The following is a 2,965-nucleotide window of genomic DNA, read 5'->3' as shown; positions in this document are numbered from 1 at the left end:
TAAATGGCTTAATTGGTAGACCGCCAAAAACTGCACAACAAGTATAAATACTTATTGCAAAAGTGACATGCTCCCGAACCGATCGCCCTTCCAGTCCAAATAGGTGCTTTTTCATTAATGCCGTCAATACCAACACCGTTGTTTTGAGTGGCGGCAATAATTCCTAAAACATGAGTGCCATGTTCGTTGCCTTTACCAGGTTCCAATCTGGAGTCAGCATCGCCATCTACCCTGTCTTGTCCCCAAGTAATTCGCGAGTAATCAATATCAGGATTGTTGCCAGCAAATCCCGTGTCAATGACTCCGATTATCGGCTGAACGGCAGCAGGAAAATCGAATTGTGCTGTCTCAATCGACGGTAATGGCGGCTGGATAGGCGGTATGGTTAGTCGATCGACCGTTTCTTCCAGGCGATCGACTAAAGTCACTGTCTTATCCGAAACCGGCGTTGATTCATTGAAAGTCATCAACTTTTGAGTCACGCTTTCCAAACGGGCAATCAAAGTCTCGTTGCGGCTATTTCCGCCCGGATCGTCGGCACTTCCCAAGTTAGTCAAACTTTGTTTCATGCTTTCCAATCGCGCTATCAAATTGGCAGAAATAGAATAATCTACTTCAGAACCCGTGGGAAAAACATCAATAGATGGCTGGGGATTTTCAACAGTAGCGGAATCATCCTCAGTTGATTCATCAACTATCGGCAAACTCGGCAAAGACTCTTTTGGAATCACCACCTCACTAACAGCCGGAGTCTCAGAAACTATTTCCTTCATCTGCGACTCTTCACTCTTGTTAGCAGTCGTCACTGGCATACTTTCCAAATCTGTCTGTTTCACCGGCAATGACGGCTTAACTTCAGTAGTTTCTTTACTCTCAACCGCCGCTGTTGACTGACTTTCCTTCACCGACTCTACAGGATTTGCGGCTACAACAACTTTAGTAGTTTCAGTTTTTTCTACATCAGTTACTAAAGCCTGCTTCGATTCCTCTTTCGCCGGGGTTTCCGCTGGCAAAACTTCCGGTTTTGTTTCTACCTTTGCCAGACTTTCCGCTGGCAAAACTTCTGGTTTTATCTCTACTTTTTCCGGGGTTTCCGCTGGCAAAACTTCCGGTTTAGCCTCTACCTTTGTCAAATTTGCCGCTGGCAAAACTTCCGGTTGTGTTTCTAATTTCTCAGTTAGTGTCGTTGCAGCAACTTCCGTCTCAGTAGTAGATTTGGCGGGCAAAATTGGCGTTGCTGGTGCTTCGGTAACTTGGTCTTTTACCTCAGTTGTCGCTGCGGGAAGAGGCGTTTTTTCAACTGGTAATTTTTCCGTCGAATCCGCCACAGTATCTTTGCCAGCAGTAGGTGTAGTTGTCCCACCTGTTGTCGGCTTTACATCTACTTGGTCGGTTGTTTCAACCTTAGTCGAATCACCAGAATTATTCGCAGTATCTTTGGCTTCTTCCTCAGTCGTCACCGCTGGAGTAGTAGGCTTTGTATCTACCTTGTCGGTTGTTTCAACCTTAGTCGAATCACCAGAATTATTCGCAGTATCTTTGGCTTCTTCCTCAGTCGTCACCGCTGGAGTAGTAGGCTTTGTATCTACCTTGTCGGTTGTTTCAACCTTAGTCGAATCACCAGAATTATTCGCAATATCTTTGACTTCTTCCTCAGTCGTCACCGCTGGAGTAGTAGGCTTTGCATCTACCTGATCCGTTGTTTGAACTTGGGTTGCATCAGTAGTATCTTTGTCGGTATTTGTGGCAGGCGCTGGAGTTTTTGGAGTCTCTATATCTGAAGTTGATGGATTCAGAATTTCCGTTTCTAAATCATCAAGTAAATCGGATAGTTCAGCATCTACATTTGGTTTTGTTTCCGGGGTAATGTAAGGTTTCGCATAAGCAATAAGTCCCTTGCCCAAATCAGTTTTCCGCCACTCTTTATCCGGGTTAATCACACTATCCACCAAAGCAGTTGTTGCCGTCGCACCCCGCACTTGGAAAATGATATCGTTGTAATCCCTGTCACTCCCGGCATCTAACCGCATATCCTCCATGATAAAGGTATTACCTTCCCCCGTCAGATCCGCAATTTGACCAAAGTGAAATCCCTCCACAGGATTCGCCATTGCCATAGAAAATAAAGGACGTTGATCGCCGCCAACAGTCGGATTATCGTAGACGAATTTGACACTACCGTTGGGTATCAACATCACCCCATATTTACCCCCAGGAGTTACGGCAAAACTCTTGACTCCTAAGTAGACTCCTTCGTTGGCATTACTCTCTCCTAACAAACCGGAAAACCGCGCACCTTCTGTAGCATCATTAATCACTACATGACCTTTTACAGAGTTACTTAAAGAACGCGCAGCTACTTCTTTAATGAAGGCTTCCGAACCTGGTTCAAATTTGTCTAAATCGTCTAAACTGAAAATAGCTAACTCACCTTGGAACCTCCCACCATCAAATGTGTAGTCTACACTGAGGCGACCAGTTTGATCTGTAGTAAATACCCCCGATGTAAAGGGAGAAATTAACTTTTTGTCCGTAGTCGGTTCTGGTTCTTTTTTTGTGTCAGTTGTTGCTACGGTAGTTGAATTCTCTTTCTCTGTTTCTTCCCCGTTGTTAGTGTCAGTATTTGTTTCGTCCCCTGGCTTGCTGGCATCTGGGGAAATAGCAACTAAAGTCTCGCCTGTTTTTGGTTCTTGAGTGGCAACTGTTTCGCCTGCAACTGCATCTATTTTGGCGGCGGCTGTGCTATTTGGATTGTTTGTGGCAGCAGTTTCGCTGGGTTTTTCGGCGGTTGAAATTGCCGAATCGGTTGGTGGTTTGTCTGGTGGAGATGTAGTCTCTTCACTTGGCAGTTTTTCGCTAGCAGATTCAGTCGTTGCTATAGGTGTTTCCGGTTCAGATGTGAGAGTTGTTTCGGAGTCGGTAGTGACTGGTTTGTCGGTAGTTGTTGATGTTGTTTCTGCCGCAG

1 protein-coding gene is annotated in these 2,965 nt (G+C 45.3%); it reads right to left on the bottom strand.

The features are described 5' to 3' along the window. Positions 1-8: 8 nt before the first annotated feature. A partial coding sequence (locus tag QUB44_RS30365) for a DUF4114 domain-containing protein (RefSeq protein ID WP_333373533.1) occupies positions 9-2,965 on the bottom strand: 2,957 nt, incomplete at its 5' end.

Source organism: Microcoleus sp. AT3-D2 (genome assembly GCF_036705715.1).
In the GTDB taxonomy this organism is placed as follows: Bacteria; Cyanobacteriota; Cyanobacteriia; order Cyanobacteriales; family Microcoleaceae; genus Microcoleus.
Note: the sequence above shows the minus strand (reverse complement) of the source record. Positions and strands in the feature narration are given on the sequence as shown.